The 25,044-nt window shown below is 73.6% G+C and carries 25 protein-coding genes and 1 pseudogene; 16 read left to right on the forward strand and 10 right to left on the reverse strand.

Features of this window, described 5'->3' with window-relative positions; translation table 11 throughout:
• Window positions 1-58: 58 nt before the first annotated feature.
• Window positions 59-529 (reverse strand): nitroreductase/quinone reductase family protein, encoded by a 471-nt coding sequence (locus ACZ462_RS00975; protein WP_467808723.1) that lies wholly within the window; start codon window positions 527-529, stop codon window positions 59-61.
• A gap of 112 nt (window positions 530-641) precedes the next feature.
• Here ACZ462_RS00975 and ACZ462_RS00980 point away from each other — a divergent pair, with 112 nt between their 5' ends.
• Entirely contained in the window at window positions 642-1,571 is a 930-nt protein-coding gene (locus ACZ462_RS00980) for a LysR family transcriptional regulator (RefSeq protein ID WP_467808724.1), read from the forward strand.
• A 748-nt stretch (window positions 1,572-2,319) separates the two neighbouring features.
• Here the strand turns inward: ACZ462_RS00980 and ACZ462_RS00985 are convergent.
• The gene (locus tag ACZ462_RS00985) at window positions 2,320-2,514 is read right to left on the reverse strand and encodes a hypothetical protein (protein WP_467808725.1); all 195 of its coding nucleotides are present in this window, start codon (window positions 2,512-2,514) and stop codon (window positions 2,320-2,322) included.
• A 204-nt stretch (window positions 2,515-2,718) separates the two neighbouring features.
• Here ACZ462_RS00985 and ACZ462_RS00990 point away from each other — a divergent pair, with 204 nt between their 5' ends.
• The gene (locus ACZ462_RS00990) at window positions 2,719-4,074 is read left to right on the forward strand and encodes a carbohydrate-binding protein (RefSeq protein WP_467808726.1); all 1,356 of its coding nucleotides are present in this window, start codon (window positions 2,719-2,721) and stop codon (window positions 4,072-4,074) included.
• Between the two features lie 96 nt (window positions 4,075-4,170).
• Here ACZ462_RS00990 and ACZ462_RS00995 read toward each other — a convergent pair whose 3' ends face one another.
• The 5 genes and pseudogenes from ACZ462_RS00995 to ACZ462_RS01015 all read right to left on the reverse strand — a co-directional run bounded on the left by ACZ462_RS00995 (window position 4,171) and on the right by ACZ462_RS01015 (window position 10,332).
• Complete coding sequence (locus ACZ462_RS00995) at window positions 4,171-5,220, reverse strand: YdcF family protein (protein ID WP_467808743.1); 1,050 nt, start codon at window positions 5,218-5,220, stop codon at window positions 4,171-4,173.
• A gap of 15 nt (window positions 5,221-5,235) precedes the next feature.
• Window positions 5,236-5,630 (reverse strand): annotated as a pseudogene (locus ACZ462_RS01000) (D-aminoacylase); the annotation flags it as partial.
• Between the two features lie 60 nt (window positions 5,631-5,690).
• Complete coding sequence (locus ACZ462_RS01005) at window positions 5,691-7,040, reverse strand: alanine racemase (protein WP_467808727.1); 1,350 nt, start codon at window positions 7,038-7,040, stop codon at window positions 5,691-5,693.
• 192 nt (window positions 7,041-7,232) lie between these two features.
• Window positions 7,233-8,570, reverse strand: coding sequence for a M14 family metallopeptidase (locus tag ACZ462_RS01010; RefSeq protein WP_467808728.1), 1,338 nt, complete (start codon window positions 8,568-8,570; stop codon window positions 7,233-7,235).
• Window positions 8,571-8,694: 124 nt separating this feature from the next.
• On the reverse strand, window positions 8,695-10,332 hold the full coding sequence (locus tag ACZ462_RS01015; protein WP_467808744.1) for a chitinase: 1,638 nt from the start codon (window positions 10,330-10,332) through the stop codon (window positions 8,695-8,697).
• A 442-nt stretch (window positions 10,333-10,774) separates the two neighbouring features.
• Between ACZ462_RS01015 and ACZ462_RS01020 the strand changes: the two genes are divergently transcribed.
• The 13 genes from ACZ462_RS01020 to ACZ462_RS01080 all read left to right on the forward strand — a co-directional run bounded on the left by ACZ462_RS01020 (window position 10,775) and on the right by ACZ462_RS01080 (window position 20,825).
• Window positions 10,775-11,755: a hypothetical protein gene (locus ACZ462_RS01020; RefSeq protein ID WP_467808729.1), complete on the forward strand. Its 981-nt coding sequence runs from the start codon at window positions 10,775-10,777 to the stop codon at window positions 11,753-11,755.
• A gap of 86 nt (window positions 11,756-11,841) precedes the next feature.
• A complete protein-coding gene (cpaB, locus tag ACZ462_RS01025; protein ID WP_467808730.1) occupies window positions 11,842-12,543 on the forward strand; it encodes a Flp pilus assembly protein CpaB in 702 nt (233 codons plus the stop codon).
• Window positions 12,544-12,550: 7 nt separating this feature from the next.
• Window positions 12,551-13,897, forward strand: coding sequence for an AAA family ATPase (locus tag ACZ462_RS01030; protein WP_467808731.1), 1,347 nt, complete (start codon window positions 12,551-12,553; stop codon window positions 13,895-13,897).
• Window positions 13,898-13,900: 3 nt separating this feature from the next.
• The gene (locus ACZ462_RS01035) at window positions 13,901-14,329 is read left to right on the forward strand and encodes a TadE/TadG family type IV pilus assembly protein (protein ID WP_467808732.1); all 429 of its coding nucleotides are present in this window, start codon (window positions 13,901-13,903) and stop codon (window positions 14,327-14,329) included.
• Window positions 14,330-14,746: a TadE/TadG family type IV pilus assembly protein gene (locus tag ACZ462_RS01040; RefSeq protein ID WP_467808733.1), complete on the forward strand. Its 417-nt coding sequence runs from the start codon at window positions 14,330-14,332 to the stop codon at window positions 14,744-14,746.
• The gene (locus ACZ462_RS01045; RefSeq protein WP_467808734.1) at window positions 14,743-16,080 is read left to right on the forward strand and encodes a CpaF family protein; all 1,338 of its coding nucleotides are present in this window, start codon (window positions 14,743-14,745) and stop codon (window positions 16,078-16,080) included. Before ACZ462_RS01040 ends, ACZ462_RS01045 begins: the two co-directional genes overlap by 4 nt.
• Window positions 16,077-17,015 (forward strand): type II secretion system F family protein, encoded by a 939-nt coding sequence (locus tag ACZ462_RS01050; RefSeq protein WP_467808735.1) that lies wholly within the window; start codon window positions 16,077-16,079, stop codon window positions 17,013-17,015. Before ACZ462_RS01045 ends, ACZ462_RS01050 begins: the two co-directional genes overlap by 4 nt.
• A 16-nt stretch (window positions 17,016-17,031) precedes the next feature.
• Window positions 17,032-17,925, forward strand: a complete 894-nt coding sequence (locus tag ACZ462_RS01055) for a DUF5936 domain-containing protein (RefSeq protein WP_467808736.1) — start codon at window positions 17,032-17,034, stop codon at window positions 17,923-17,925.
• Window positions 17,925-18,611, forward strand: a complete 687-nt coding sequence (locus tag ACZ462_RS01060) for a response regulator (protein ID WP_467808737.1) — start codon at window positions 17,925-17,927, stop codon at window positions 18,609-18,611. The genes ACZ462_RS01055 and ACZ462_RS01060 overlap by 1 nt, the downstream gene beginning before the upstream one ends.
• A gap of 110 nt (window positions 18,612-18,721) precedes the next feature.
• A complete protein-coding gene (locus ACZ462_RS01065; RefSeq protein WP_467808738.1) occupies window positions 18,722-18,922 on the forward strand; it encodes a hypothetical protein in 201 nt (66 codons plus the stop codon).
• Window positions 18,919-19,560 carry a pilus assembly protein TadG-related protein gene (locus tag ACZ462_RS01070; protein ID WP_467808739.1) on the forward strand — a complete coding sequence of 214 codons (642 nt, stop codon included), beginning with the start codon at window positions 18,919-18,921 and terminating at the stop codon, window positions 19,558-19,560. The genes ACZ462_RS01065 and ACZ462_RS01070 overlap by 4 nt, the downstream gene beginning before the upstream one ends.
• Before the next feature lie 28 nt (window positions 19,561-19,588).
• Window positions 19,589-20,176 carry a hypothetical protein gene (locus tag ACZ462_RS01075; protein WP_467808740.1) on the forward strand — a complete coding sequence of 196 codons (588 nt, stop codon included), beginning with the start codon at window positions 19,589-19,591 and terminating at the stop codon, window positions 20,174-20,176.
• 4 nt (window positions 20,177-20,180) lie between these two features.
• A complete protein-coding gene (locus ACZ462_RS01080) occupies window positions 20,181-20,825 on the forward strand; it encodes an OmpA family protein (RefSeq protein WP_467808741.1) in 645 nt (214 codons plus the stop codon).
• Window positions 20,826-21,026: 201 nt separating this feature from the next.
• Here ACZ462_RS01080 and ACZ462_RS01085 read toward each other — a convergent pair whose 3' ends face one another.
• From ACZ462_RS01085 to ACZ462_RS01095, 3 genes are all read right to left on the reverse strand, one after another.
• Window positions 21,027-21,989, reverse strand: coding sequence for an NAD(P)H-binding protein (locus tag ACZ462_RS01085; protein WP_467806144.1), 963 nt, complete (start codon window positions 21,987-21,989; stop codon window positions 21,027-21,029).
• A gap of 135 nt (window positions 21,990-22,124) precedes the next feature.
• Entirely contained in the window at window positions 22,125-22,415 is a 291-nt protein-coding gene (locus tag ACZ462_RS01090) for a hypothetical protein (RefSeq protein ID WP_467806146.1), read from the reverse strand.
• Window positions 22,416-22,420: 5 nt separating this feature from the next.
• A complete protein-coding gene (locus ACZ462_RS01095; RefSeq protein ID WP_467806148.1) occupies window positions 22,421-22,999 on the reverse strand; it encodes a TetR/AcrR family transcriptional regulator in 579 nt (192 codons plus the stop codon).
• 157 nt (window positions 23,000-23,156) lie between these two features.
• On the opposite strand from ACZ462_RS01095, the gene ACZ462_RS01100 reads away from it, so the two are divergent.
• Window positions 23,157-24,749 carry an MDR family MFS transporter gene (locus ACZ462_RS01100; RefSeq protein WP_467806150.1) on the forward strand — a complete coding sequence of 531 codons (1,593 nt, stop codon included), beginning with the start codon at window positions 23,157-23,159 and terminating at the stop codon, window positions 24,747-24,749.
• The last annotated feature ends 295 nt before the right edge of the window (window positions 24,750-25,044 follow it).

A 25,044-nucleotide genomic window follows, 5' to 3' on the forward strand; every position in this document is an offset into this window, starting at 1 on the left:
CGGCGCCCCGCCGTCGCGGGCACCGGGTCGAACGGGCGGGGGTGCGGGCCCGGGAGGGCTACGCCGGGTGCGGGGCGCGGGTGCGGTCCAGGATGACGACGGGGATGGTGCGGGCCGGGTGGGCGTGGGACTGGTAGTCGTCCAGGGCGGGCCAGAGGCCGGCCAGGGCCGGCCAGTAGACCTCGCGCTCGTCCTCGCCGGCCGTGCGGGCCAGGGCCGGGAGGACGTCCGGGCCGACCTGGACGCGGACCTCGGGGTGCGCGGCCAGGTTCCGGTACCAGTCCGGGTGCGCGGGCGCGCCCCAGGCGGCCGCGGCGACGACCAGGCGGGCCTCGTCCTCGGTGTAGATGAGGGGCGTGCGGGTGGTGCGGCCGGTGCGGCGGCCGACGGTGGTGAGCAGGAGGGTGGGCACGCCGTGCCAGAGGTGGCCGTCCTGGCCGCCGGTGGCCGCGTAGTCGCGGACGTGGTCGCGGGCGGGGCCGGGGCGGGGGTCGGCGGGGTGGTCCCAGTCGACGGTGATCGTCTGCATGCTGCTGCCTCCGTGTAGCGGACCCCGGAAGCCCCAACGATCCTGCGGCGGATCCGGATACGGCCGGTCACGCCCGTAGCGCAGGCATGGTGGTCTGGACCAAGCTCGTGTCATGGATCTGGAGTTGAGGCATCTCAAGATCATCCGGGCGGTCGCGGACGCCGGGAGCCTGACCCGCGCCGCCACCCGGCTCGGGCTCGCCCAACCCGCCCTCAGCACCCAGCTCAAACGGATCGAGCGGGCGCTCGGCGGGGCGCTGTTCGACCGCGGCCGGGACGGCGTACGGGCCACCGCACTCGGCGAACTCGTCCTCGACCGGGCGCGGGTGCTGCTGCCCGCGGTGTGCGAGCTCCAGGAGGAGGCGGCCCGGTTCGCCCGCCAGGGCACCGCCGGCCACCGCATCGGCGGGACGCACGGGCCGCTGCTCGGCGGGCTCGTCGACCGGCTCGCCCGGCAGGATCCCGGAGCGCCCGTGACCACGTACACGTCGTGGTCGGAGCGGGACATCGCCGGGTCCGTCGCCGACGGGCGGATCGACTTCGCGCTCATCGGCGTGTGCGGGGAGAGCCCGCCGCCGGAGCCGGGGCGGCTCGCGTGGAGGGAGGTCGCGCGGGACCCCGTGTACGTGATGCTCGCCGAGGACCATCCGCTGGGGCGGCGGGCCGAGATCGAGCTGACCGAGCTCGCGGCGGAGGCGTGGACCGACGTGCCGGGGGACGGGTGCTTCGGGGACTGCTTCGCCGCGGCGTGCGTGCGCGCCGGGTTCACGCCGGCCTGCGTGTACGAGGCGGACACCGCGTCCTGCGTGCATCTGGTGCAGGTGGGGCGGGCGGTGGGGCTGTGCCGGGCGACGTTCCCGGCGACCCCGGGGGTGGTCACCCGGCCGCTGGCCGGGGCCCCGCTGCTGTGGCGGCACCTGCTGGGCTGGCACCCCGCCGGGCGGGCCGCGGCCCGCGCCGCACACGTTCTTGAGCAGGCCCGTGCGGCCCATGCGGAAGCCGTGACCCGCTCCGCGGCCACCCCGACGGCGGCGCACCCCTGACCCCCGCGTCGGGGGTCCGCGAACCCTGCGCGCCCGACGCCACCGGACTCCGCCCGGGCCCGCGCCTCGAGCGCCGGCGGGGCTGGATGTGGCCGGGGCGCGGCGGGTCGGCGGTGCCTGGCGCGGCGGTGTCGCGGGCTCTGCCCGGACCCGCGCCTCTAACGCCGGCGGGGCTGGATGCGGCGGCGGTCGCCAGTCGGGTGCGGGGTGGGGCGGTGGGGGTGTCGGGGGCTGGGTGTGGTGTGCCGGTGCCTTGGTGCGGCGGTGTCGCGGGCTCTGCCCGGGCCCGCGCCTCAAACGCCGGCGGGGCTGGATGCGGCGGCGGTCGCCAGTCGGGTGCGGAGTGGGGCGGCGGGGGTGTCGGGGGCTGGGTGTGGTGTGCCGGTGCCTTGGCGCGGCGGTGTCGCGGGCTCTGCCCGGACCCGCGCCTCAAACGCCGGCGGGGCTGGATGTGGCGGCGGTCGCCAGTCGGGTGCGGGGTGGGGCCGGGGTGGGGCAGGGGGGTGCCGCGGGCTGGGCGCGGTGCGGCGGCGCCTGGCGCGGGTGTGCTGCGGCCTCTGCCCGGGTCCGCGCCCCAAACGCCGGCGGGGCTGTGACCGGCTGGGCTCTTGCTCGCCGGCGGGGGGCACGTACAGCCTCGCCGGCGTTTGAGGCGCGGGGTCTGGGGCGGAGCCCCGGGAAGTGCGGGCCGCGGAGAGCCGGCGGGCGGCGGGGGCCCGCCCCCGGTGGGGGCGGGCGTGGGCCGCAGCTAGGGGAGGTAGCGCTCGATGACCCTTCGGCCTTCCTTCTCGATCAGCTTTCGGGCCTTCTCGACCCGCTCCGGAGTCGGGTCGGCGCCCGTCGCCATGACGAGGTCCTCGGGGTCGTACGCCCGCTCCCCGCCCGTGAACAGCATCGACGAAGGGGTCACGGACTCACGCTGCTGGTCCGATTCTGTTCCCATCGGTTGCCTCCTAGGAGTACCTGCCTGGTGCCCCCATCCTCCGGCCGCAACTCCAAGAACGCACGTCGGCGCCCGGCGCCCGCCGCCCCAGCGTCCCCGGCCGCCCGGGCATAACACCGGGGGAGGGGCCAACAGGAAGTATCCGCGGGGCCGTTGGGGTCCCTACGGTTTCCGCATCCCCGCCGAAGACCGAAGGGACCCCCCATGCCCAAGCGACACGCCCGCACGGCGTGTACCGCCCTGGCCGCGGCCGGCCTGCTGCTCGCCGCGGCCGTCGGGACGGCCGCCGCCGAGCCGGCAGCCCGGACCGCGACCGCGCCGACCGCCGCCGAGACCCTGCGCACCGCCGACGCACAGCCCGAGCTGCTGGCCGCCATGCAGCGCGACCTCGGGCTGAGCCCGGACCGGGCCCGGGCCCGCCTCGCGCACGAGGCCGAGGCGGGGGCGGCCGCCGCCCGCCTGGAGAGCCGCCTCGGCCCCGCCTTCGCCGGCGCCTGGGTCGACGGCTCGGACACGGCCGGCCTGTCCGTCGCCACGACCCGCGCCTCCGACGCGGCGGCGATACGCGCCGCCAGCGCCCGGCCGGTGGTCGTCTCCCGCTCCCTCGCCTCCCTCGACGCCGCGAAGACCGCCCTCGACCGGGCCGCGACCGCCGGGACCCCGGTGCGCTACGTCGACCCCCGCACCAACACCCTCGTCGTCGAGGAGGCCGAGCCCGGCGCCGCGGCCCGCCTGCTCGCCGCGACCGGCACCGACGCCTCCCTCGTCACCGTGGTGCCGACCGAGGAGGCCCCGCGCCCGCTGTACGACCTGCGCGGCGGCGACGCGTACCACATGAACGGCAGCGGCCGCTGCTCCGTCGGCTTCCCGGTGACCCGCGGCACCACCCACGGCTTCGCCACCGCCGGGCACTGCGGCCGGGCCGGGACGACGACGACCGGCTTCAACCGGGTCTCCCAGGGCTCCTTCCAGGCGTCGGTGTTCCCCGGCAGCGACATGGCCTGGGTCGCCGCGAACACGAACTGGACGGCCACCCCGTACGTCAAGGGCAGCGGCGGTGCGAACGTGCAGGTCACCGGTTCCGTCCTGCAGCCCGTCGGCGCGTCGGTCTGCCGCTCGGGCTCCACGACGGGCTGGCACTGCGGCACCGTCCAGCAGCACAACACCAGCGTCACCTACCCCGAGGGCACCATTTCCGGCGTGACCCGCACGACGGTGTGTGCCGAGCCCGGCGACTCGGGCGGCTCCTACATCTCCGGCAGCCAGGCGCAGGGCGTCACCTCGGGCGGCTCCGGGAACTGCTCCGGCGGCGGCACCACCTTCTTCCAGCCGCTGAACCCGATCCTGTCCGCGTACGGGCTGACCCTGAGGACCACCGGAGGCGACCCGGGCCCCGGCCCCGGCGAGCCCGAGCCGGGCGGCACCTGGAAGTCCGGCACCGTCTACGCGGCCGGCGCGACCGTCACGTACGGCGGCGCGAGCTACCGCTGCCTCCAGGGCCACCAGGCCCAGGCGGGCTGGGAGCCGCCGAACGTCCCCGCGCTGTGGCAGCGCCTGTGACACGCCTCCCCGCCTGAGGACGGGGCGGGTGACCCGCGGCTGCCAAGGGGGGAGCCGCGGTGCACCCGCCCCGTGACCCTTTTCCGACCCCGCCCGCTATCCCGCCGTCGCCGCCGCCGCCGCCGTCGCCGCCGCCGCCGCCGTCGCCGCCGCCACTGCCGTCGCCGCCGCGATCGCCCCGCAGACCACCAGGTTGACCACCCGGTGCTCCCAGAAGACGGCGACGAACTCGCGGATGGTCGCGCTCGGCCAGAAGTAGCGGGCCGTCGGCGAGCCCACCACCTGCCCGTCCACCCCCGCCTTCCGTGCCATCATCGCCGCGCGGAAGGCATGGAAGTTGTTGGTGACGACGACGCACCGGTAGTCCGGACCGGCCTCCGCCTCCATCACCTCCCGGCTGAAGGCGAGGTTCTCGTCCGTCGTCCGGGAGCGGTCCTCCAGCCGTACCAGCTCGGGCGCCGCACCCCGCTCTATCAGCCAGTCCGCCATCGCCCGCGCCTCGGACACCTTCTCGTCCGGGCCCCGCCCGCCCGAGGCCAGCAGCAGCGGCACCCGCCCGCCGCGCGCCGCCTGCGCGGCCTGGAGCCGCAGGCCCTTCTCCAGGCGGGAGGCCAGCAGCGGCGACACCCGCTCGCCGCCGAGCAGGCCGGAGCCGAGGACCACCACGAAGTCGACGTCCCCGCGCACCGGCGTGCGCCCGTACAGGAAGGCGTACGCGAGGAAGCACACGAAGAGGAACGAGACGTACGCGACGAGCAGCACCAGCCCGCCGACGGCCGCGTCCATGGCGGGCGAGCCCCGGTCGGCGACGTACGCGACCAGCCCGATCAGCCCGAAGATCCCCGATCCGGCGGCCAGCGACAGCAGGTTGGCGGGGCTGCGGCCCTCCCGCCGGAGCATCGTGATGCCGTTGCCGACGAGGATGCCGCCCAGCACGAGCGTGCCCAGTGCCGGCACCAGCAGGATCAGCGCCACCGCGACGACCCTCAGCAGCGGCGGCAGCGACGGTATGAGGAACAGCACCCCGATCGCGGCCCATATGAGCGTCAGGCCCAGCAGGACGGCGTTGCGGAAGCGCCGGCGGTCCGCCCGCACGCTCACCAGGAACAGCAGCAGCAGGACGGCTGCGGGCGCGAAAGCGATCATGCGCCCCAGCGTACGGCCCGCCGGCGCCACCGGAACGGGGTTGACGGCGATGCCCGTGCGGTCGAGCCGGTCCGGGTAGCCGCCGACGGTGCGCCCGGTGGAGTCGGCGTCCTCGCCGTGGGCGAGCCGGGCCCGTTCCAGCCGGTGATCGCCGCCCGCACCTCGGCGAGGGTGCCGTCGTCGGCCGGCGCGCAGGAGAGGCCGTCGTGCAGCAGCGCCAGGTCGCTGTGGGCGTCATGTCGGCGAAGCCGGGCGCCAGGGCCGGCCCGGCGGCGCCGACGGGCAGCCGGCCGCCCGACCGGATCCGCCCGATCCGCGCGATCCGGGCCCCCCGGGCACGGCGATGTCGGCCGTGTACGGGGCCCGCCCGTGCCGTCGACGACGCGGGCCCCGCGGAGCACCAGGCCCAAGCCCTGCCCCCGGGTGAGCGGATCGGGTCCCGTGGCGCCGTTCAGAAGAAGTGGCGCCGTTCAGAAGAAGGTGCGGACCAGTTCCGTGACGGTGCCGTCGGGCCCGGTCACCGGGATCAGCGGCCACTTCTCGAAGATCGTGCAGGGGTGCGCCATGCCGAGCGCGACCCGGTCCCCGACCTCCAGTTCGGTGCCGGGCGCCGTCTCCAGCCAGGCGTGCTGGTCGGACAGCTTCGTGACGGTGATCCCGGTGCCGGGCCGCTCGGTGCCGTCGGCGCCGCGCACGGCGAGCACCTCGGGCAGGCCGAGGTCGTAGGCGATGTCGCGCTTGCCGGCGTTGACGAAGGCCTGGCCGGGCGTGGGCCGGGAGACCACCTGGGTCCACAGCCGGAAGGCCGGCAGCAGGCCGCCCTCCTCGGGGTGCCGGTTGAAGGGCGTGAGGCCCGAGTACCAGCCGTGGTCGTGCGAGACGTACGCGCCGGAGCGCAGCAGCCGCTGCACGGGCAGGGACAGCTCGGGGATGCCGGCGAAGACCTCGGCGACCGCGTCGAACCACTCGCTGCCGCCGGCGCTGACGACGATCCGCTCCAGCCCCGTGCCCTTGAACAGCCCGGCCGCGTCGAAGTCGGCGGCCAGGGCGACGAGGCTGCGCAGCCACCCCCGGACGCTCGCGGCGTCGGCGCCGGGCATGGTGGCCTCGTAGCCCGCGACGCCGGCCAGCCGCAGGGTCGGCGCGGCGGCCACGGCGCGGGCGACCTCCAGGCACTCGGCGGCGGTGCGCACGCCGGTGCGGCCCTCGGCGCCGGCGCCGAGTTCCACGACGACGTCGACGGGGCGGGTGGTGCGGCCGGCGAGGGCCGCGTCCATGAGGGCGACCCCGCGGACGGAGTCGACGTACGCGACGAACTCGAACTGCGGGTCGGCGGTCAGCTCCGCGGCGACCCAGTGCAGGGCGGGGGCGTCGACCAGCTCGTTGGCGAGGAAGATCCGGTCGATGCCGAAGGCGCGGCAGACGCGGGCCTGGTGCGGCATGGCGACGGTGATGCCCCAGGCGCCCCGCTCCAGCTGCCGCTCGAAGAGCGCCGGGGCCATGCAGGTCTTGCCGTGCGGGGCGAACTCCAGGCCGTGGCGCTCGCAGAACGCGGCGAGCGCGGCCAGGTTGTGCTCCAGCGCCTCGCCGTCGAGGGTGAGGACGGGGGTGGTGAAGCCGCCGGTGTGCAGGTCCCGGTGCTGGGCGGCCAGCTCCCCGACGGTGAGCCCGGCGTCCGCGGCGTCCGGCGGGAGGCCCTTGAAGCGGTGGTCGACGCGTTCGCGGTCGAGTTCCCGCACCGCCTCCCGGACCGTCGTGCGGGCCGGCTTCCCGTCCGTCGCGGGGTGCGGCTGCTGCCCGGCTGCCTCGGCGCTGGCCATGCGGTTCCTCCTTGCGCTGCGCCGCCGCCGCGTCGTGCGGTGCGGTCGGCGCGGGTGTTGTCCGGTGCTGTCTTACCTCCCCGGGGACGGCGGGGCAACGCCGGGCGGTTCCGGGCGCGGTGCGCGGGGCCGGGCGCGGGCACGGGCGGGGCGCCCCGGCGGAGGAGGCGCCCCGCCCGTGCGGGGTGCGTGCTAGGCGGTGCAGTACTGCGCTTCCTTGCCGATGGAGCGGTACATGCAGTCGGCGTTCTCCAGGAGTTGGAGGACGGCGTCGCGGTTGCGGGAGGTCTCGCGGTCGATCACCTCGTCGGGCGGGTAGAAGCCGCCGCCGCCGAAGCCGGACGGGTACATCTCGAAGGTGTAGCCGAAGATCTTCTGGCTGCCCCACAGCCAGTCGTCGATGGTGCCGTCGGTGATGTAGAGGTCGCTGGACTGCTCGGGCGTGTAGCCGTTGCTGTTCGCCATGCGGGTGCCGACGGTCTTGAAGACGGCGAGGTCGTCCGCGGTCAGGCCGGGGGCGGTGTCGTTGTACGTCCACCCGTACGGCCACAGCACGAGCTCGCTGTAGGTGTGGAAGTCGATGGCGGCCTTGATCTGCTGCTTGCCGCCGACGACGCGGCCGCGGACGAAGTCGGAGACGACCTTGACCTCGGGCGCCGACTCGGGTGCGGAGCCGCGGTAGGTCTCGGAGCCCTTGCTGCCGCTGGAGCCGCCGCAGCAGCCCCACTTGTAGTTCCAGTTGCGGTTCTCGTCGGTGCCGACGGAGGAGGAGCCGGAGTTCGGCTGGCGGTTCTTGCGCCAGGAGCGGTAGGAGCCGGTGGCGATGTCGTACTCGCCGCCGTCGGGGTTGAGGTCCGGGATGATCCAGATCTCGCGGCTGTCGACCATGCGGGTGACGCGGGCGTCGGTCCCGTAGGTGGAGCCGAACTCCTTGAGCAGGTAGAGCGCCATCTCGACGGTGAGGTGCTCGCGGGCGTGCTGGTGGTGCGTGAAGAGGACCTCGGGCTCGTTCTCGTCGGCGGCGACGTTGTCGCTGATCTTGATGGCGACGATGTCCCGGCCCTGGTACGACTTGCCGATCACCCGCTTGCTCATGATGGCGGGGTACTGGGCGATGCGCTGGTCGATCTCGGCGCTCATCTCGGCGTAGTTGTGGTAGCGGGAGTCCGCCGACGGGAAGTCCGCCGGGCCCGCCTGCACGCCGCGCTCGGAGCGGTCGGGCGGGCCGCCGAGGGGGATGGGCTCGTAGCCGAGGCGGCGCAGTGCCTTCGCCTGGAGGGGGTCGGCGCTGACGACGACCGAGCGGGCGTCGACCTCGTCGATGGAGACACCCGTACGGAGCAGGGCCGTTCGCTCGGCCGGCGTCGCCGGGCCCTTGATCTCGTACTGGGCGACGGACTCGTCGAGGGTCGCGGTGGAGGGGCTGGGCGGAGGGGCCGCCGTCGCGCTCATGCCGTAGGCGGGCGCGCCGAGCGCGAGCGCGAGCAGGGCCGCCGTGACGGCGGCCCTGCGTCGTGTGTGGAGCCGCATGCGTTCTCCTGGGTGGGGAGGTGGGGGTAGCCGTGCGGACGGGCACAGCGTGCTCTTGTGGCATGTCCAGGTCAAGAACCGGAAATCGGCCAGATTCCCTCGAAGCCACCCCCACTGGTACCGCCTACGGCAGGCCGTGAACCTTCGGACCCACCGCGTTGGACCAGGCGCTGCCCGCCTTGGCGTCCCAGTTCGTCGACCAGGTCATCGCCCCGCGCAGCCCCGGGTAGGTCTTCGACGGCTTGAAGGACCCGCAGTTGGTGCCCCGGGTCAGGCAGTCGAGGGCGTTGTTGACCACCGTCGGGGAGACGTAGCCGCTGCCCGCGCCGCTCGGGGAGGCCGGCACGCCGATGCCCACCTGCGAGGGGTCCAGGCCGCCCTCCAGCTGGATGCAGGCCAGCGCGGTGAGGAAGTCGACCGAGCCCTGGGAGTACACCTTGCCGTCGCAGCCGTTCATCGAGCCGCTGTTGTAGTACTGCATGTTGACGACGGTGAGGATGTCCTTGATGTTGAGCGCCGTCCGGAAGTAGCTCCCCGAGGTGGACTGCATGTCGATGGTCTGCGGGGCCATCGTGATGACGAGCGAGGGCCCGGCCTTCGCCGACAGGGCGCGCATCGCCTGGGTCATGTAGGTGGGGTTGAGGCCGTTCTCCAGGTCGATGTCGATCCCGTTGAAGCCGTACTCCTGCATCAGGGCGTACGCGGAGTCCGCCAGGTTCGCGGCGGAGGCCGCGTCGTTGACCGTGATCGTGCCCTTCTCCCCGCCGATGGAGAGGATGACGGACTTGCCGGCCGCCTTCTTCGCGGCGATGTCGGCCTTGAACCGGTCGACGGTGTAGCCGCCCAGGCCCGCGTTGTCGAGGTGGAAGGCGATCGCGCCCGGCGTGGGCGTGGCGTCGGCGAAGGAGACCGCGATGATGTCGTACTGCGGCGACACGTCGGAGAGCCGCTGGACGGTCGCGCCGTTGTCGAAGTTCTGCCAGTAGCCCGTCAGGGCGTGCTTCGGCACTGCCGGTCCGGGCGTCCCCGGACCGCCGCCGGTCGTCGTGCCGGTCACCGGCGCCGACTGCGGGCCCTCCCCGGCCGCGTTGTACGCGCTCACCCGGAAGGAGTACGAGGTCGAGGCGGCGAGCCCGGTGATCTGCGCGGGCGGCCCGGAGACCGTCCGTACGCGGACGCCGTCCTGGTACACGTGGTAGCCGGCGGCCCCGCCGACCGCGTCCCACGAAAGGGTGAGCGAGTTCGCGCCCTGGCCGGAGACGGCGGCACCCGCGGGGGCGCCCGGCAGCGACGGGCCGGGGTCGGTCGGGCCGCCGCCGTCGGGGCCGACCACGCTGAACTCGTCGACCGCGTAGCCCGGCTGGCCGTACCAGCCGTGCGCGTAGACGGTGACCTGCGTGGTGCTCGGGCCCGTGGTGAAGGTGGCCGACAGGCGCTGCCAGCCGCCGCCGGACCCGGGGGTCCAGGCCGACACGTCCTGCGTGCCGGTGCCGGAGGCGCCGAGGTGCACGTACGAGCCCTGGACCTGCGCGGCGATCGTGTACGTCGAGTTCGGCCTGACCGTGACGGTCTGGCTGCACCGGGCGTTGTCCAGGCCCGACGGCGCGGCCCGCAGCGCGGCGGCCCCGGTGTGGGCGGGGCCGGAGGCGGCGGCGCCGCTGCCGGGGCTGCAGTTCCAGTGCGTGAGCCCGGACTCGAAGCCGCCGTTGCGGGCGACGTCGACGTCTGCGGCCCGGGCGGTGCCGGCGGTCAGGGCGGTCATGCCGCCGGCGGTGAGGGTCGCGGCGCCCAGCAGGGCGAGTGCGCGTATGCGGTTCACGAGGACTCCGTGGGGGGAGTAGGGGAGGTGAACGGGGAGGCGAGAGGGGTGGCGCAGGAGGCCGTGGAGTGGCGTGGGGGGCCGGTCCTTCAACTTGGTCCAGACCAATCACGCTGTCAATGCTCTTTGCGAAGTGGCTTGAACTGATCGGCCGTCGGATCCCGGTTGTCCGGGTTTCCCGCCACCTGCGACCCGACGGCGCAGCACGGGAATTCCCAAGGCCCTGCCCCGCCAGGGGTGACGCGGATATGGTGCTGGGGCACGGGGGAGAACGCGTCGGCCGTTTGCGGTCGCGCAGGTCGACGCGGCCGCTGCGGCCGCTTGGGGGCACCGCCCGGCGCAAGCCGGGGGAGGCGCGGTGCACGGGGTGAACAGGGGGATGCGCATGCCGGTCGCCATTGCCGTCACCAGCGCCGATCTGGTGCTGCCGGCCCCGGACCGGCACACCCCGCCGGCCGCCGTCCTCACCCCGCCCGACCGCATCGCCCTCGAAGGCGCCCTCGCCGAGACCGCCTCCCTCCTCGAGCGCCACAGCCACGTCCTGGCCGTCGTGCCGCCCTGGCTGCCGCCCGCGGCCGTCCGCCGGCTGCGCACCGTCCGCGCCATCCTCGAAACCGACCGGATCGCGCTCCTCGACGTCGACCTGCCCCCGCTCGGCACCGCCCTGCTGGTCCGCCAGCTCCGCCAGCTCACCGTCTGCGACTTCAGCCCGGGCGTCGTCGCCGCGGCCGCCCGCCTGCTCTCCCACTACGTCCACGCCGGAGCCGTCCTCGGCTCCGTCGCCCGGCTCGACCGGGTCGACGTCAGCCTCAAGGCGCACGCCCGCTCCTGGTCCCCCGGAGCCCAGTTCGCCGTCCTCGCCCACCCCGTCCCCCACCTGGCCCGCCTCGGCCCCGCCGCCACCGGGTCCGGGAGCCGCGGGGCGCACGGCGCGGGCGGCCGCGGCCGGTCCCGCAAGGCCCCGGCCGCGGCGGGCGCCCTCCCCGAGGGCATGCCGACCGGACCCGCCTACGCCACCCAGCTGACCTTCGCCCGCGGCCGGCTCCCCTCCGACTGGGTGACGGACACCCTCGCCCCCGCCTGGCAGGTCCAGGGCGTCATGGAGAACCCGCTCCCGGCCGACTCGCCCGCCTGGTGGGGCACGCCCAAGCTCGTCGAGTTCGCCGCCGGCATCCCCGACCTGTCCGTCCTCTACCAACTCGTCGCCTCGGTGCGCCGCGAGGAGTGCCGCTGGTGCGGCCTGGAGCTCATCGGCGACCGCTGCGGCTTCTGCGCCGCCCCGCTCCACGCACCGCCGCCACCCGCCGCGGAGGCCGCCGCCCGCCCGGGCGCCCGTACGAGCGCCCGCACCGGCACCGCACGCTGAGCGGCCCCCCTCCCGGGGAGCCGCCGCACCACCGACCCACGACCGACCGGCCCGAACGAACGAAGAACGGCGAGGTAGTACGGCACATGAACTCACGCCAGCGCCGCGGCGTCATCCTGCTGCTCCTGTCGGTCCTGTGCGCCCTGGCGGCGTTCGGCGGGGTCCTCGTGGTGATCGGCGACGTCAACTCCAAGGTCGGCGCCGAAGTCACCGCCTACCGCGCCAAGGCCGACATCGCGCCCTACAGCCCGCTGTCCGCCGTCCAGTTCGAAGAGGTCAGCATCCCGCGGCGCTGGCTGTCCGAGACCGCCGTCGACGACCTCGGCACCCTCAAGGACAAGATCGCCCTGACCACCCTCAGGAAGGGCTCGCTGCTCCAGACCGACATGTTCGTCGACAAACCCCAGCTGCAACCGGGGGAGCAGGAGATCGCCATCATGATCGACGCGGCGACCGGTGTCGCCGGCAAGATCTACTCCGGCGCCAAGGTCAACATCATCGCCACCTTCAAGGGCGCCAAGGAGAGCGATCCCTCCCGCTCCGTCATCATCGTGGCCAACGCGCGCGTCCTCAACGTCGGCAAGCTCACCCCCCTCGACAAGGACGCCGACCGCAGGGGCCCCGCCGAGGCCGTCCCCATCACCTTCGCGCTGAACACCAAGGACACCCAGCGCGTCGCGTACGCCGAGTCCTTCGCGGAGCACGTACGCCTGGCCCTCGTGGCACCCGGCACCGACTCCGCGCCCGGAGCGGGCGACCGCACGTACACCCTCGACGGGGACAAGTGAGGCCCGGATGACCACCCGAATCCTCCCCGCAGCCGGCGACGCCGACGCCGCGCGCTCCCTCTCCGCCCTGCTCGGCCAGCTTCCGGACGCCGAGCCGGCCGCACCGCTCCCCGACTCCGGCGCGCTCCTCGACACCCTGGCGCGGCTGGCCGCCGGGTCCGTCGACGAGCTGCCCGAGGTCGTCCTCGTCCACGAGCGCATCGGGCCGGTCCCCGCCCTCGACCTCATCCGCGAAGTCGCCCTCCGCTTCCCCGCCGTCGGTGTCGTCCTGCTCTCCTCCGACACCGGGCCCGCCCTCTTCTCCGCCGCCATGGACTCCGGCGCGCGCGGCCTGATCGGCCTGCCGCCCTCGTACGAGGAGCTCGCCGCCCGCGTCCAGGCCGCCGCCCAGTGGTCCGCCGGAGTACGCCGCCACCTGGGCCGCCCCGCCGACCCGCCCGGCGGCCCCGGCGGGCGCGTCGTCACCGTCGCCGGGGCCAAGGGCGGCGTCGGCACCACTCTCACCGCCGTCCAGTTCGCGCTCGCCGCGGCCGCCGCCGGGCGGCGCACCGTCCTCGTCGACATGGACCTCCAGGCCGGCGACGTCGGCTCCTACCTCGACGTGCAGTTCCGCCGCTCCATCGCCGACCTCGCCGGCATCCACGACATCTCCCCGCGCGTCCTCCAGGACGCCGTCTACGACGACCGGACCGGCCTCGCCCTGCTGCTGGCGCCCGCCGAGGGCGAACGCGGCGAGGAGGTCGACGACCGGGCCGCCCGGCACGTCGTCACCGCCCTGCGCGGCCGCTACGAACTCGTCGTCGTCGACTGCGGCACCCAGGTGAGCGGCGCGAACGCGGCCGTGGTGGAGATGGCGGACACCGCCGCCCTCGTCACCACTCCGGACGTCATCTCCGTACGCGCCGCCAAGCGCATGGTCCGCATGTGGGAGCGGCTCCAGGTCCGCAAGGCCGAGGACACCGTGATGGTCGTCAACCGCTGGAGCAGGCACACCGAGATCCAGCCCTCCCTCATCGAGAAGATCACCAAGGCGCGGGTGGCGAACACCCCCGTCCCCGCGGCCTTCAAGGAGCTCCAGCCCGTCGTCGACGCGGGCCGCCTCCAGGACCTCGACAACCGGTCCGCCGTCAAACAGGCCCTGTGGGCCGTCGCCGGCGAACTCGGCCTCCTCGCCGCCACCGCCGACCCGGCCGACCCCGCCGGGGCGCAGGCCGCGCTCCCCGGCCGGGACACCGCCGGCGGCCGGGCCTCCGGCGCGGCCCTCGCCGTGCGGGCGGCCGGCCCCGTCGCCCGGCTGCGCCGCGGCGGCGACCGCGGCGCGCTCGGCCGCCGGCGCCGCGGCCGGGAGGGCTGACCGGTGGCCGCGCGCAGACCGCCCGACGGCCCCGGCCGCACCGGCCGCACCGGCCGCACCGGCCCCGCCGGCCCCCGCGCCGCCGGGGCCGGCGACCGCGGGCAGGTCGCCGTCGAGTTCGCCGGGATGGTCCCGCTGATCCTGCTGCTCGTCGCGGCAGTCTGGGAGTGCGTCCTCATCGGCTACGCCTTCTCCCTCGCCGGGAACGCGGCGGACGAGGCGGCCCGCGCGGGCGCCGTCAAGGGCGGCGCGGAGTGCCAGGCCGCCGCCGGCGAGCACATCGGCAGCGCCTGGGGCATGACCGCCGACTGCCGCGCGGAAGGCCGCCTCTACAAGGCCACCGTCCGTCTCGAGATCCCGGTGCTCCACCCGTCGCTGGGCTTCGGGGCCATCACCGGCGAGGCCGGCGCGGTACGGGAGAAGGAGGACTAGATGCCCCGACCCCGACCCCGACCCCGCCCCCGGCCCCGGCCCCGCCCCCGGCACGCCGGCACCCGACGCGGCGACCGCGGGCAGGTGGCCCTGGAGTACATCGGGTTCATCCCGGTCCTGCTGTTCGTCGCGCTGTGCGCGATCCAGCTCGGCTGGGTGGCGTACGTCCACGAGCAGGCCGACACCGCGGCACGGACCGCCGCCCGCGCGGAGGCCCGCGAGCGCGGCACCGGGGCCGCCGCCGGGGCGGCCGCCGTCCGGTCCGGGCTCGACCCGGTCGTCGACGTCGCCGCCGGCGGCGACGCCGTGACCGCGACCGTCACCATCACGATCAAGTCCCTCGTGCCCGGCCTGTCCCTCGACCCCGCCCGGGCGACGGCCGTGATGCCCAACGACGACCCGGAGGTCGGACCATGAGCCTGCGCGCCCGGGTCGCCACGCCCGACGACCGGCACGGCCCCCGCGAGGACGGCCTGCTGGTCTCCTCCTACCGCGCCAAGCTGCTGGAGGAGATCGACCTCGCCGAGATGTCCGCGCTCGCCCCCGCCGAGCGGCGGAGCCGCCTCGAGCGCGTCCTCGGCCACATCATCAGCCGCGAGGGCCCCGTCCTCTCCACCGCCGAACGGGCCCAGCTCATCCGCCGCGTCGTGGACGAGGCCCTCGGCCTCGGCGTCCTCGAACCGCTCCTGGAGGACCCGTCCATCTCCGAGATCATGGTCAACGGCCCCGACCAGATCTTCGTGGAGCGCGCCGGCCGGGTCGAGCAGCTCCCGCTCCGCTTCGCCTCGCACGAGCAGCTCATGCAGACCATCGAGCGCATCGTCTCCACCGTCAACCGGCGCGTCGACGAGGCCAACCCGATGGTCGACGCCCGCCTCCCCAGCGGCGAGCGCGTCAACGTCATCATCCCGCCGCTCTCCCTCACCGGCGCGACGCTGACCATCCGCCGCTTCCCGCGGGCCTTCACCCTGCACGAGATGATCGCCCTCGGCTCCCTCGACGAGCAGATGCTGCTGCTGCTCGCCGGGCTGGTCCAGTCGAAGATGAACGTGATCGTCTCCGGCGCCACCGGCACCGGCAAGACCACTCTCCTCAACGCCCTCTCCGGCCTCATCCCGGAGGGCGAGCGCATCATCACCATCGAGGACTCCGCCGAACTCCAGCTCCAGCAGGCGCACGTCATCCGCCTGGAGTCCCGGCCCCCGAACGTCGAGGGCAAGGGCCAGATCACCATTCGCGACCTCGTACGCAACTCCCTGCGCATGCGCCCCGACCGCATCATCGTCGGCGAGGTCCGCGGCGGCGAGACCCTCGACATGCTCCAGGCCATGTCCACCGGCCACGACGGCTCCCTCGCCACCGTCCACGCCAACAGCGCCGAGGACGCCCTGATGCGCCTCCAGACCCTCGCCTCGATGTCCGAGGTCGAAGTCCCCTTCGAGGCCCTCCAGGACCAGATCAACAGCGCCGTCGACATCGTCGTCCAGCTCACCCGCTTCGGCGACGGCTCGCGCCGCGTCACCGAGATCGCCGTCCTCGACTCGCACGGCCGCGAACCCTTCCGCATCACCACCGTCTGCCGCTTCGCGGCCCGGCCGATGGGCGCCGACGGCCGCGTCCACGGCTGGTTCGAGTACCACCCCCTGCCGCGCCGCGTCGCGGACCGCCTCTACATGAACAACCAGCCGATCCCGCAGGCCTTCGGCGTCGCCACGTCGGACGACCAGCTCGCCACCCGGACAGCCCTGTGAACCCACTCATCGCCCTCACGCTCGGCGCCACCCTGCTGGCCTGCGTCCTCGTCATCGCGGGCGCGCACGTCTACCTCGCCGGCCGGGCCCAGCGCGCCGCCCTCATCGCCCGCCTCGCCTCCGACGGCGCCCCCGAGCCGGCCGGACGGCGCCGCCGCTTCCCCGGCGTCGACCGCCGGCTGCGCGGGACCGCGCTCGGCCGGCGCATCGAGCGCAAACTCGCCGTCACCGGCCTCGACCTCACCCCCGGCGAGTTCTTCGTCTACGCCCTGATGTCCCTCGCCGGGATCTGGCTCCTCGCGGCCGCCTTCCTCGCCCCGTTCTTCGGCCCCGTCGCAGGACTCGTCGGCCTGTGGGCGGCCAACGCCTTCCTCGACTGGCAGCGGGCCCGCCGCACCGAGCGGTTCGTCAACCAGCTCCCCGAACTCGCCCGCATCCTCGCCAACGCCACCCAGGCCGGCCTCGCCCTGCGCACCGCCATCGCCATGGCCGCCGAGGAACTCGAAGCGCCCGCCGGGGAGGAGCTGGCCCGCGTCGCCGACCGCCTCGCCGTCGGCCACTCCATCGAGGAGTCCCTCGGCGAGATCGCCGAACGGCTCCCCTCCCGCGAACTCGTCGTCCTCGTCTCCACCCTGGTCCTCTCCGCACGCGCCGGCGGCGCCCTCGTCGGCTCCCTGCGCAACCTGACCGTCACCCTGGAGCAGCGCAAGGAGACACGGCGCGAGATCCGCACCCAGCTCTCCCAGGTCACCGTCACCGCCTACCTGGTCCCCGCGATCGGCCTGGGCTCGCTGCTGCTGGTGAACCTGATGATGCCGGGCGCACTGGACCGGATGACCGGGGCGTTCCTCGGCCAGAGCGCCGTGATCGTCGCGCTCGGCCTGTTCACCCTCGGGTTCGTGCTGATCCGCCGCCTTTCGAAGATCGACGTGTGAGGGGGAGCGAGCCGACGTGACCGCCCTGCTGCTGGCCGTGGCCCTCGGAGCCTCCGTCCTCGGGATCTTCCACGGCATCCGGCTCTACCGGGCCGAGACGAAACTCCCGTCCGACCTGGCGCTCGCCCTGGAGGTCGGCGCCACCCGCACCACCGCCGTCGGCTCGGCCGTCGACCGGATGGGCATCCGCTGGGCGCCGCTCGTGCTGCGCCTGATGGGACCCGCCCGCGTCGCCCGCAAGCGCCGCCAGATCGACATGGCGGGCAACCCGGCCGGCCTCACCATCGACCGCTACGCGGCCCGCCGAGCCGTCTACGGCTTCCTCGGAGCCGTCGGCGCCCTCGCGATGCTGCTCAACGGGCAGCTCGTACCGGCCCTGCTGATGGTCGCCTTCGGCCTGTTCTGGATCGAGGCCGGCCTGTGGTCGGCGATGCGGATGCGCCGCGACCACATCGAGCGGACCCTGCCCGACTTCCTCGACGTCCTCGCCGTCGTCGTCAGCGCCGGACTCGGCTTCCGGCAGGCGCTGGAACGCGTCGCGGACAAGTACGAGGGCCCCTGGTCGGACGAGATCCGCATCGCCCTCCAGCAGATGGACATGGGCGTCAGCCGCCGCCAGGCCTTCGACGAACTCCGCAGGCGCAACGACTCCGAACAGGTCGCCCAGTTCGTCACCGCCCTCCAGCAGGGCGAGGAACTCGGCTCCCCGATCGTCGACACCCTCATCGCCATCGCCGAGGACATGCGCCGCACCGACGCCCAGAACGCCCGCCGCCGCGCCGCCCGCGCCGTCCCCAAAGCCACCTTCGCGGTCACCCTGTTCATGCTGCCCGGGACACTGATCCTGCTGGTCTGCGGGTTCGTGTACGGGGCCGACGTCGACTTCGGCGCGATGCTCGGAGGCGGCTGATGGCACCGCTGCGCGTCCTCATCGCCGACGGCAACCCCGTCGTCCGCGCCGGCCTCGCCGCCCTCCTCGGCGCCGCGGGCGGCTTCGAGATCGCCGCGGAGGCCGCCGACGGCCGCGAAGCCCTCAGCCTCACCCGCCGCCACGCCCCGGACGTTGTCCTGCTCGACGTCCGCATGCCCGGAGTCGACGGCATCTCTGCCCTCCCGCACCTGGTGCGGCTGGCACCCGTGCTGATGCTGACGTACAGCCGGGAGGCGGAAATCGTCCGGGAAACGCTCCTGCTGGGCGCGGGCGGCTACCTCGTGCACGGCGAATTCACGGCGGACGACCTGGTCCGGGCGGTCCGCGACGTCCGCGAGGGCCGCGCCCACTTCACGCCGACGGCCGCCGGCGCGCTCCTCGCGGAACTCCGGGCCTCTTCGCAACCGCAACGAACTGTGGCACAGTCTCCGGAGCGGTTGCACAACTCTGTTCTGTTCGGGCTGAGTTCGCGGGAGGCGGAGATCATGGACCTGATCGCGTCCGGGATGAGCAACCAGCAGATCGCGGCCGCCTGCTTCATCAGCGAGAAGACGGTGAAGAACCACATCAACCGCATCTTCGCCAAGCTCCACAGCACCACCCGCAGCGAGGCGATAGCCCGCTGGCTGGGAACCGCCCGACCGGGGGTGACGGGACGTGGGTAGACGCAGCACGCAGTGGGTCCGCAATTGGGCCCCGGGACCCTTGGTGACGACCCGTAACGCGCCGTACGGTCCGCAGACCGACAGCGCCACCGGACCGGGAGGGACCCCTCATGATGCAGAGCACCCTGGCGCGGATGCGGAAGCGGTACGCCACGCCCCGAACCCGCGACCGCGGCCAGACGGCCTTCGAGTACCTGGGCATCATCCTGGTGGTGGTGGTCATCATCGGCGCGATCGTGGGCACGGGCATCGGCCAGGCCATTACCAACAAGATCAAGGATCAGATCACCGCCATCACGGCAGGCAAGTGATCGAACGGCTCGACGATGATCGCGGTCAGGCCTTCCCGATCTACGTCGTGGCGATAGCAGCGCTGCTCTTCGCGGCCTTGGCCTTCTTCGTCGTGGGCATGGCCGGTGCCACGCGAAGCAATGCCCAAGGTGCTGCTGATGCTGCTGCACTGGCCGCCGCCCGCGAGGCGCGGGACAACGTTTTCATCGGGTTGGACCTGACCGCCCTGCGGCCGACAGATTGGGAGAAGATTGTCGGGGGTGGTTCCTTCGAGGCTGGCGGCGCTTGCGCGAAAGCCGTTGATTTCGCCGCTCTGAACGACGCCACGGCACAGTGCAGGGCTGCACTTCCGAAGTTTGCCGTCTCAGTGACGACTAATGGAACCGTCGGCAGCTCGGTAGCCCCGGGCAGCTCAAGCATGCAGGCCAAGGCTTCTGCGACGGCGGTGATCGAACCTCGCTGCTCGCTCCGTTCGGCTTCCAACCCCGTGCCCGGTCCCACGGACTCTCCGAGTCCGATGCCGACCCCATCACCCTCTCCCGCTGCCGTGGGTGTCACCCTCACGTGCCGCGGCAAGCTCCTGCAGCTGGACCCCGCTCAGCCCGGCCCCTTGCAGCGACTGGCGAGAACACTCTTCACCGTACGACTGGCCGACTGACAGCGACGACAGACAAGGAATGGCGTAGATGAGCATGCGGCACACGGTGAAGGTCCGCGGGGGAGCGGCTGTTGTGGCCGTGGCAGCCCTGACCCTCACGCTGACCGGCTGTGGCGGCGGAGACGACGGCAAACCGACGGGCGCGCAGAGCTTGTCCGCCCCGCAGCCCGGGGCAGGGGGTTCACAGAGCCCTGCTCCGGACAAACCAGGTTCGGTTCCCACGGCCGTTATTGCCACGGCAGCAGGTGAAGATGGCATGGTGTTGGAAATCAACGAGGCGAAGCGGGACCAGGGTGGGTTCCTGACCGTGAGCGGTCACCTCAAGAACACCGGAGCGAAGGACTTCAACCACACGACCGCTTGGCGCGGCAATGAACTCACGGGCAGCGGTGAATCCGTAGCCGGTGCCACCCTGGTCGATAAAGCGGGCAAGAAGCGGTACTACGTGCTGAGGGACACTGAGGGCAGGTGCCTGTGCACCACCGGCGTGAACTCGATCGGCGCGGGCAAGGCGCTACCGTTCTTCGCCCAGTTCCCGGCGCCTCCCGCTTCAGCGACCGAGGTCGAGCTGAGCCTCCCGACGTTCGCCTCGGCGACGATCAAGATTTCCGGGTGACCCCATGACGAAACGCCACCGCGTCGCCGCGTCAGCAGCCGTGATCGGCATGGTCATGGCCGGATTCCAAGCCGCCGGCATCGGCGTCGGCACGGCCGTCGCCGACGACGTCAAGCCGTCCGTCCCGCCCGGCACGGAGCCTTCCGCCGCGGCGCCCGTCGCCATCGACTCCAAGGCTCCCGGCCTGAAGATCCCGCAGGGCGGGACCCTCGCGCCCGTCAAGGTGCTCGACATCGCCGAGGTCGTCGAGGACCTCGGCGGCGAGCAGCGCCGCCAGGAGACGAACCAGACCGTCATGATGGCCCTCCAGTCGGAGGTCCTCTTCCCGGAGAACAGCGCCGTCTTCAACGCGGCCGCCGCCGCCCGGATACAGGCCATCGCGCAGGAGATCAACACGCAGAAGGCCGTCCGCATCCGCGTCTTCGGCTTCACCGACGACCAGGGCAGCTACGAGCACGGCCAGGTGCTGTCCAAGCAGCGCGCGGACGCCGTGCAGGCGGAGCTGGCGAAGACGGTCACCGTGCCCGGCGTGGTGTACGACGTCCGCGGCTACAGCGAGGACTATCCGATCGCGGACAACAGCACGGAGGAGGGCCGCAAGAAGAACCGCCGGGTCGAGATCACCTTCCCCCGCAGCACGGGAGGCTAGGCCGCCTCTTCCGGATCTCGCCGGTCAAGCCCGCGTCGTCCGGTGCCGTGCGTCGCAAGGCGGAGGGCCGCCCGCGTACTGGATTGGGGTACGCGGGCGGCCCGACAACGCGGCGAGGCGCGGTCCCGCGCGGCGCGGGTGTGGGGGCACCTCCCAGCGGAGCTGGGGGAGCAAGGTCCGGAAGAGGCGGCCTGGCCCCGCTCAGCGGCAGCGGTACAGGTCGGCGTGCTCCCGCGCCCACGCCGCGAAGGTGCGCGGCGGGCGGCCGATGATCTCGCGCACGCTCGGCCGCTGGTCGAGGGTCCACCGGGTGAGTTCGGCGAGCCGGGCGCCGTACTCCCGGAGCGCGTGCAGCGTCACGTCGATGCCGTCGTCGGGCCAGCCGTGCCCGCGCCACGTCGCGCGGCTCTCGTCGGGTGTCGCCTCGACGGCGGTGATGTCCCGCCCGACGGCCTTCGCGAGGGACTCCACCCGCGCGCGGGTGGAGATCGGCGGCCCGACGGCTTCGAGGATCCTGCCGGCGTGGTCGCCGGTGCGCAGGGCCGCCGCCGCGACGGCCGCGAGGTCCTCCTCGTGGATGAAGGGGTAGTGGCCGCCGTGCAGGAAGGCCTCCCGTACGACGCCTTCGGCGCGGATGGTGTCGGCCCAGTCGGAGCCGGTCGCCGGGTAGGTGCCCTCGATGGCCGCGCCCATCACCGCGGAGGGGCGGATGTGCGTCCACTCCATGCCCGACTCCTCGACGGCCCGTTCGACGGCCAGCCAGAACCACGTCTCCGGCGGGTACGCCGCCTCGTACTCGGGCCCGTGCGAGGACAGTACGACGATCCGCCGCACCCCGGCGGCCCGGGCGGTGTCCAGCACCTCCCCGACCGTGGCCGGTACGGCGCCGGCGAGGAAGACGGCGTCCACGCCGTCGAAGACGTTCGCGCACTCCGCGGGTCGGGTGACGGAGCCGGCGGCCACCTCGGTGCCGGCGGGCCAGCCGTCGGTCTGGCCGGGCTCCGCAAGCACGCGCACCCGGTCGCCGGCGCCGGCGAGGTGCCGGGCCAGCCGGCGCCCGACGATCCGCGTGGGGCTGGATCCGGCGCCCTTGCGGGGGCGGACGGCGGTCAGCAGGTGCAGTCGGCTGCCGGACGTGTTCGTCGACGGCGTGATTCCGGGCACGGCAAGATCCTCCAACGCGGCAGCGGAGATCTTGCGCCGCCCCGGTACCGGGGCGGGTGCGGATCGGGGCGCCAACTGTACCCGGCGGGAACGGAGTCCGGAAGATCGGTGGCGGCAGGCCGCGCCGGGCCGGGGCTACGCGCCGGCGGTGCCGCCCCTCGGGCCGGTGGACGCCCACCAGGCGGTCACGCGGGCGGCCATGGCGTCGGGCCGCGAGGCCGAAGGCGCGAGGCCGAAGTGCTCCTCCAGCTCGTTCCGCAGGTACGCGGCGATCTCCGCCTGGTCCGCGCCGCGGCAGAGGCGTCCGAGGAGAGGGGCGAGCATGCAGTCGTACTCGTCGTGGACGAGGTCGGCGACGCCGATCGGATCCCACTCGTTGAGCAGGTGCCGCAGCTCTCTCCGCTGGGAGGTGCTCCAGGGTTCCACGGCCGTCAGGACGCGTGGTGGGCCTGGGTGATGAGGTCGGTCGCGACCTCCAGGGCCGCGACCCGGGTCTCCTCCGGGTCGCCCTCCACGTGCTGGAGGAACATCATCCCGGCGTGCAGCGTGAACAGCGCGCTGACGCAGCGGACCTGGTCCGTCAGGGGGCCGTCGTCGTTGCGGAGCAGCTCGACCAGGGTGAACAGGCGGCGCTTGACCGTCTCGCCGATGCTCAGCTCCCGCATCGTCGCCTGGTTCTCCTGCATGAAGCGGTACAGCTGCGCGCCCGCCGCCATGGCCTCGCTGTAGCGGCGCAGCACCTCGCGCTTGGTGTCCAGGGTGCGCGGCTGCTGCTGCGCCCACTCGATCAGCTCGTCGATCGGGCGGGTGACGTCGTCGAAGACGCTGATGATGATGTCTTCCTTGGTCTTGAAGTGGTAGTACAGCGCCGCCTTCGTGACCTCCAGCCGCTCCGCGATCTCGCGCAGCGACGTCTTCTCGTACCCCTGCTCGGCGAAGAGCTCCAGCGCGACGTCCTGGATGCGCTGGCGCGTGTTGCCTCGACGCCCCTGCGGACTGCTGCCGGCCATGCCTCTCCCCACACTGCTTGCTTGACGCCCGGCTAGTGGCGGGCTTACCTTCCCCAGTATAGTGAACTAGCCGGGCGGCAAGTAAGTACACCGTGCGCACGCTGGAGCGGGCCGCGGGACCGCCGTCCGGCAACCGGCGTGCAACGGGGAGCGGATCATGGTCGACAATGCCACAAAGACCGGGACGGCGGAGGAGGTGGAGCCGCGCAGCGTCCGGGTCGTCCTGATGGCGCTGATGATCGCCATGCTGCTGGCCATGCTCGACAACATGATCATCGGCACGGCGATGCCGACGATCGTCGGCGAGCTCGGCGGTCTGGAGCACCTGTCCTGGGTGGTCACCGCCTACACGCTGGCCACCGCCGCCTCCACCCCCATCTGGGGCAAGCTCGGCGACATGTACGGGCGCAAGGGCTCCTTCCTCGCCTCCATCGTGATCTTCCTGATCGGCTCGGCGCTCAGCGGCATGGCCCAGGACATGGGCCAGCTGATCGGCTTCCGCGCAGTCCAGGGCCTGGGCGCCGGCGGTCTGATGGTCGGCGTCATGGCGATCATCGGCGACCTGATCCCGCCCCGCGACCGCGGCAAGTACCAGGGCATGATGGCCGGTGTGATGGCCCTCGCCATGATCGGCGGACCGCTCGTCGGCGGCACCATCACCGACCACATGGGCTGGCGCTGGTCCTTCTACATCAACCTGCCGCTCGGCGCCGTCGCGCTCGCCATGGTCACCGCCGTCCTGCACCTGCCGAAGAAGAGGGCGCAGGGCAGGATCGACTACCTGGGTGCGGCCCTCCTGACCGTCGCCATCACCTCCACCGTGCTCGTCACCACCTGGGGCGGCAGCGAGTACGCCTGGGGCTCCGCCGAGATCATCGGTCTGATCGCCGTCGGCACGGTCGCCACGGCCGCGTTCCTGTTCGCCGAGACGAAGGCCGCCGAGCCCGTCATGCCGCTGCACATCTTCCGCAGCCGCAACTTCACCCTCATGTCGGTGATCGGCTTCCTCGTCGGCTTCGCCATGTTCGGCGCCGTGCTGTACCTGCCGCTCTTCCAGCAGTCCGTGCAGGGCGCCTCCGCCACCAACTCCGGCCTGCTGCTCCTGCCCATGCTGCTGTCGATGATGGCCGTCTCGCTGATCGCGGGGCGCATCACCACCAACAGCGGCAGGTACAAGGTGTTCCCCATCGCCGGCGGCGCCCTCATGGTCGCCGGGCTGTACCTGCTCGCGCAGATGGACACCGGCACCGGCCGCCTCCTCTCCGGCGTGTACATGGCCGTCCTCGGCGCCGGCCTCGGCTTCCTCATGCAGATCACCATGCTGGTGGCGCAGAACAGCGTCGAGATGAAGGACATGGGCGTCGCCTCCTCGACGGCGACCCTCTTCCGCACCCTCGGCGGCTCGTTCGGCGTCGCCCTGATGGGCTCCCTCTTCACCGGCCGGGTCACCGACGCGATGACCGAACGCCTGGGCCCCGACGCCGCCGGCTCGCTCGGCTCCGCCCAGCTCGACGCGGCCGGCCTGGCGAAGCTGCCGGAGGCGGTGCGCGAGGCGTACCAGTACGCGGTCGCCGCCGGTACGCACTCCGCGTTCCTGCTCGGCGCGGCCGTCGCCGTACTGGGCTTCGCCGCGGCCTGGTTCGTCAAGGAGGTCCCGCTGCGCGGCTCCGGCCCCGCACCGGCCGCCGCGCCCGCGGGCGGCGCCGGGGCGGCTCCCGCCGCGGCCCCGCAGGCGCCCGCCACCCGCTGACCGGACGCCGCCCGGCGGCGCGTACGGCAAGGCCCCGGCCCCCGCGGAATCCCCGCGGGGGCCGAGGCGTACCGCAGGCGTGCCCGTCCGCCCCTCCGGCCCCGGCCGCCCCGTGAGCCGCCAGGACCTTGTTTCGTCCGGTCAAGGACCAAGGTCCTCTACCAGGCCTTACGGGGCCAATGGTGGGAACTCTCGCACGGGCGTTCACGTCCTCACCCCTGGAAGGGCCGTCGGGAACGCCGATCGGGGAGGGGACGCCTCATGGGCCTCAGGGAGTTCACGGCACGCGCACGCC

Source organism: Streptomyces sp. NPDC031121, from assembly GCF_055570615.1.